Source organism: Luteimicrobium sp. DT211 (assembly GCF_049844995.1).
Taxonomy (GTDB): Bacteria; Actinomycetota; Actinomycetes; order Actinomycetales; family Cellulomonadaceae; genus Luteimicrobium.
Genome location: NZ_JBNCMC010000018.1, coordinates 1 through 5,711, shown reverse-complemented (window position 1 = coordinate 5,711; position 5,711 = coordinate 1). Strand labels below are relative to the sequence as shown.

The following is a 5,711-nucleotide window of genomic DNA, read 5'->3' as shown; positions in this document are numbered from 1 at the left end:
CCCGGGTCCGGGTATGCCGAAGGCCACCCCCTGGTGGGGGTGGCCTTCGGTTGAATGGGTGTTCGGCGGCGTCCTACTCTCCCACCCCGTCACCAGGGCAGTACCATCGGCGCTGAAGGGCTTAGCTTCCGGGTTCGGAATGGGACCGGGCGTTTCCCCTTCGCTATGACCGCCGTAACTCTATGAACCTGTTCGGGAACCCTGTCCCCTTGGACCGTTTCCGGTAGGGGTGGGTGTGCCGGTGGCTCTAGAACCGCACAGTGGACGCGTAGCAAAGAATGTTGTTGGTAAGTTGTCGGCTGATTAGTACCGGTCAGCTTCACGGGTCTTTCGTCCCCGCTCCCACATCCGGCCTATCTACCCAGTGGTCTAGCTGGGTGCCTCTCCCCCATACGGGGTTGGAAACCTCATCTTGAAGCAGGCTTCCCGCTTAGATGCTTTCAGCGGTTATCCCTTCCGAACGTAGCTAACCAGCCGTGCTCCTGGCGGAACAACTGGCACACCAGAGGTTCGTCCGTCCCGGTCCTCTCGTACTAGGGACAGCCCTTCTCAAGTTTCCTGCGCGCGCAGCGGATAGGGACCGAACTGTCTCACGACGTTCTAAACCCAGCTCGCGTACCGCTTTAATGGGCGAACAGCCCAACCCTTGGGACCTACTCCAGCCCCAGGATGCGACGAGCCGACATCGAGGTGCCAAACCATGCCGTCGATATGGACTCTTGGGCAAGATCAGCCTGTTATCCCCGGGGTACCTTTTATCCGTTGAGCGACGGCGCTTCCACAAGCCACCGCCGGATCACTAGTTCCGACTTTCGTCCCTGCTCGACCTGTCAGTCTCACAGTCAAGCTCCCTTGTGCACTTGCACTCGCCACCTGATTGCCAACCAGGCTGAGGGAACCTTTGAGCGCCTCCGTTACATTTTAGGAGGCAACCGCCCCAGTTAAACTACCCACCAGGCACTGTCCCTGATCCGGATCACGGACCGAGGTTAGGAGTCCAGAGCGACCAGAGTGGTATTTCAACGTTGACTCCACCCACGCTGGCGCGTGAGCTTCGCAGTCTCCCACCTATCCTACACAAGCCGCACCGAACACCAATACCAAGCTATAGTAAAGGTCCCGGGGTCTTTCCGTCCTGCTGCGCGTAACGAGCATCTTTACTCGTAGTGCAATTTCGCCGAGTTCGCGGTTGAGACAGCGGAGAAGTCGTTACGCCATTCGTGCAGGTCGGAACTTACCCGACAAGGAATTTCGCTACCTTAGGATGGTTATAGTTACCACCGCCGTTTACTGGGGCTTAAATTCTGAGCTTCGCCCCGAAGGGCTGACCCGTCCTCTTAACCTTCCAGCACCGGGCAGGCGTCAGTCCGTATACATCGTCTTGCGACTTAGCACGGACCTGTGTTTTTAGTAAACAGTCGCTTCTCCCTGGTCTCTGCGGCCCTCCACGCTAGCCGGCAAGCGGCTTCACATTTCGGGCCCCCCTTCTCCCGAAGTTACGGGGGCATTTTGCCGAGTTCCTTAACCACGATTCACTCGATCGCCTTAGTATTCTCTACCTGACCACCTGAGTCGGTTTGGGGTACGGGCGGCTAGAACCTCGCGCCGAGGCTTTTCTTGGCAGCATAGGATCACCCTGTTATCCCGCTAAAGCGGTCACCATCAGCCCTCGGGCTCATGAGCAGCGGATTTGCCTGCTGCTCGCCCTGCGACCTTGGACGTGGACAACCATCGCCACGCCGGGCTACCTTCCTGCGTCACCCCTGTTAATACGCTTACCTACTACCGGATCGGGTCGCGCGCTAGGCCCACCCAGTGTTCCCGAAGGAACGGCGGGGGGATTCGGGCGCTTAGCATCACCGGGCTCGGTACGGGCGGTTCTTCGCCGGTAGGAGAATCTCAACTCCTTGTCCATCGACTACGCCTGTCGGCCTCGCCTTAGGTCCCGACTTACCCAGGGCGGATTAACCTGGCCCTGGAACCCTTGGTCATTCGGCGGACGGGTTTCTCACCCGTCTTTCGCTACTCATGCCTGCATTCTCACTCGTGTAGGCTCCACCACTGGGTCACCCCGCAGCTTCACTGCCCACACGACGCTCCCCTACCCATCCACACGCCTGGACCACGAAGGCCTAGCAAAGTGTGAATGCCACAGCTTCGGCGGTGTACTTGAGCCCCGCTACATTGTCGGCGCGGAATCACTTGACCAGTGAGCTATTACGCACTCTTTCAAGGGTGGCTGCTTCTAAGCCAACCTCCTGGTTGTCTGTGCAACTCCACATCCTTTCCCACTTAGCACACGCTTAGGGGCCTTAGCTGGTGGTCTGGGCTGTTTCCCTCTCGACTACGGAGCTTATCCCCCGCAGTCTCACTCCCGCGCTCTCACTTACCGGCATTCGGAGTTTGGCTGACGTCAGTAACCTTGTAGGGCCCATCGGCCATCCAGTAGCTCTACCTCCGGCAAGAAACACGCGAGGCTGCACCTAAATGCATTTCGGGGAGAACCAGCTATCACGAAGTTTGATTGGCCTTTCACCCCTAACCACAGGTCATCCCCCAGGTTTTCAACCCTGGTGGGTTCGGCCCTCCACGCGGTCTTACCCACGCTTCAGCCTGCCCATGGCTAGATCACTTCGCTTCGGGTCTAGACCCAGCGACTCATACGCCCTGTTCGGACTCGCTTTCGCTACGGCTTCCCCACACGGGTTAACCTCGCCACTGAGCACTAACTCGCAGGCTCATTCTTCAAAAGGCACGCTGTCACCCCTGCTAAGGAGGCTCCAACGGATTGTAGGCACACGGTTTCAGGTACTATTTCACTCCCCTCCCGGGGTACTTTTCACCTTTCCCTCACGGTACTAGTCCGCTATCGGTCACCAGGTAGTATTTAGGCTTAGCAAGTGGTCTTGCCAGATTCACACGAGATTTCTCGGGCCCCGTGCTACTTGGGATCCCCTTCGGGAGGCCACGCCATTTCGTCTACGGGGGTCGCACCCTCTGTGCCGGGCCTTTCAATGCCCTTCGACTACAACGCGGCTTTCTGACTCCCCGGACCCGTGTCAGCAGATCCAGAAGGGTCCCACAACCCCGAACACGCAACGCCTGACAGCTTTCACACGTGCACGGTTTGGCCTTTTCCGCTTTCGCTCGCCACTACTCACGGAATATCTCTTCCTGCCGGTACTGAGATGTTTCACTTCCCGGCGTTCCCTCCACACACCCTATATATTCAGGTGCGGGTGACCACACATGACTGTGGCCGGGTTTCCCCATTCGGACATCCTCGGATCACGGTTCGTTTGCCAACTCCCCGAGGCTTATCGCAGGCTACGACGTCCTTCTTCGGCTCCTGGTGCCAAGGCATCCACCCTGTGCCCTTAAAAACTTAACTCAACAACAAAATTGCAGAAACCACGGTCACACACCACAAGGGTGTGCTTCGTGTTTCACAAAGATGCTCGCGTCCACTGTGCAGTTCTCAAGCAACCGACGATCCCGCAGCTCAACCCGACCAACCGGTCGACCCTCACCACGGCCCGCACGAAGCAACAGCCACCAACGCGGCCGTTCCCTCAGGACCCAACAGTGTGCTCACCGGCCCACCCCCCAGCCGGCCACCACCTTCCACACCCCGCACCACCCCCCAAGGGAGACAGCACCGAGCAGTACTAGCAGCGACCGCACCACAAGGGCACGACCTCGTCAATGTTCCACCCATGAGCAACCACCCGGCACACGTTCGGCACCGGCATGACCACCGACCCACGCCCAGCCCCCAGGAGACCCCGAGGACCAGACACCACCAGACCACCCACAGGCCCCGAAGGACCAGGCCCCGAAGGACCAGGCCCCGAAGGACCAGGCCCCGAAGGACCAGGCCCCGAAGGACACACAGGGCGACCCGGCAAGGCCGGCAGCGCTCAATCAGAAGCAAAAGCTCCTTAGAAAGGAGGTGATCCAGCCGCACCTTCCGGTACGGCTACCTTGTTACGACTTAGTCCCAATCGCCAGTCCCACCTTCGACCACTCCCCCCACAAGGGTTGGGCCATGGGCTTCGGGTGTTACCGACTTTCGTGACTTGACGGGCGGTGTGTACAAGGCCCGGGAACGTATTCACCGCAGCGTTGCTGATCTGCGATTACTAGCGACTCCGACTTCATGGGGTCGAGTTGCAGACCCCAATCCGAACTGAGACCGGCTTTTTGGGATTCGCTCCACCTTACGGTATCGCAGCCCTTTGTACCGGCCATTGTAGCATGCGTGAAGCCCAAGACATAAGGGGCATGATGATTTGACGTCATCCCCACCTTCCTCCGAGTTGACCCCGGCAGTCTCCCATGAGTCCCCGGCATAACCCGCTGGCAACATGGGACGAGGGTTGCGCTCGTTGCGGGACTTAACCCAACATCTCACGACACGAGCTGACGACAACCATGCACCACCTGTACACCGACCTTGCGGGGCGACCATCTCTGGCCGTTTCCGGTGTATGTCAAGCCTTGGTAAGGTTCTTCGCGTTGCATCGAATTAATCCGCATGCTCCGCCGCTTGTGCGGGCCCCCGTCAATTCCTTTGAGTTTTAGCCTTGCGGCCGTACTCCCCAGGCGGGGCACTTAATGCGTTAGCTGCGGCACGGAACTCGTGGAATGAGCCCCACACCTAGTGCCCAACGTTTACGGCATGGACTACCAGGGTATCTAATCCTGTTCGCTCCCCATGCTTTCGCTCCTCAGCGTCAGTTGCGGCCCAGAGACCTGCCTTCGCCATCGGTGTTCCTCCTGATATCTGCGCATTCCACCGCTACACCAGGAATTCCAGTCTCCCCTACCGCACTCTAGTCTGCCCGTACCCGATGCAAGCTCAAGGTTGAGCCTTGAGTTTTCACACCAGACGCGACAAACCGCCTACGAGCTCTTTACGCCCAATAATTCCGGACAACGCTTGCGCCCTACGTATTACCGCGGCTGCTGGCACGTAGTTAGCCGGCGCTTCTTCTGCAGGTACCGTCACTTGCGCTTCTTCCCTGCTGAAAGAGGTTTACAACCCGAAGGCCGTCATCCCTCACGCGGCGTCGCTGCATCAGGCTTGCGCCCATTGTGCAATATTCCCCACTGCTGCCTCCCGTAGGAGTCTGGGCCGTGTCTCAGTCCCAGTGTGGCCGGTCGCCCTCTCAGGCCGGCTACCCGTCGTCGCCTTGGTAGGCCATCACCCCACCAACAAGCTGATAGGCCGCGAGCCCATCCCCAACCGATAAATCTTTCCAGACACACCCATGCAGGCACGCCTCATATCCGGTATTAGCCCCGGTTTCCCGGAGTTATCCCAAAGTCGGGGGCAGGTTACTCACGTGTTACTCACCCGTTCGCCACTGATCCACCCAGCAAGCTGGGCTTCACCGTTCGACTTGCATGTGTTAAGCACGCCGCCAGCGTTCGTCCTGAGCCAGGATCAAACTCTCCGTAAATGTTCAAACGCCAACCACGCCCACCCCGAAGAGCAGAACACGGTCAACAAACCATACGAAGAACACCCCGAAGGGTGATCAATCAAACTGGCCAGAACCGAACCAACTGGTTCGATCCCTGTCCAAAGGAATCCTCACAGGCCACCAACACCACCACAAAGGCAGCACCAGCAACCCATCGAGGGTTAAAAATTGGCATTGACTATCAAGCACACTGTTGAGTTCTCAAGAAACGGACGCTCACCC

At 58.6% G+C, this 5,711-nt stretch carries 3 rRNA genes; all 3 read right to left on the bottom strand.

The annotated features are described in order from the left end of the window. Positions 1-60 precede the first annotated feature (60 nt). Positions 61-177, bottom strand: a 5S ribosomal RNA gene (rrf, locus tag ACLQ14_RS19385). Positions 178-283: 106 nt separating this feature from the next. Next, a 23S ribosomal RNA gene (locus ACLQ14_RS19380) occupies positions 284-3,391 on the bottom strand. A 554-nt stretch (positions 3,392-3,945) separates the two neighbouring features. Further along, positions 3,946-5,465, bottom strand: a 16S ribosomal RNA gene (locus ACLQ14_RS19375). The 16S, 23S and 5S rRNA genes sit together here, the layout of an rRNA operon. Between the last annotated feature and the right edge of the window lie 246 nt (positions 5,466-5,711).